General features: G+C 33.3%; 1 pseudogene. It reads left to right on the plus strand.

Annotation, left to right across the window (positions count from 1 at the left end):
• A pseudogene (locus tag B2671_RS11890) lies at positions 1 to 306 on the plus strand (mucin desulfatase); the annotation flags it as partial.

A 306-nucleotide genomic window follows, 5' to 3' on the forward strand; every position in this document is an offset into this window, starting at 1 on the left:
TACAGGTGAAGGGGTATGTGTAATTGATTTAGATACAGTAATGCCAGGGTCACTTCTCTATGACTACGGCGATGCACTGAGATATGGAGCTTCTAGCGGAAGGGAAGATGAAACAGATTTATCAAAAATATGGTTTGATATGAATCTGTTTAAGTATTTTACAAAGGGATATTTTCATGAAGTATTACCTATACTTGTGCCAAAAGAGATTGAACTTATGGCATTTTCTGTGAAACTTATGACCTTTGAATGTGGTATAAGATTTTTAACGGATTATTTAAATGGAGATACCTATTTTAAAATTCA

This window comes from Clostridium sp. UBA5119 (assembly GCF_002414285.1).
Classification (GTDB): domain Bacteria; phylum Bacillota; class Clostridia; order Clostridiales; family Clostridiaceae; genus Clostridium_J; species Clostridium_J sulfidigenes.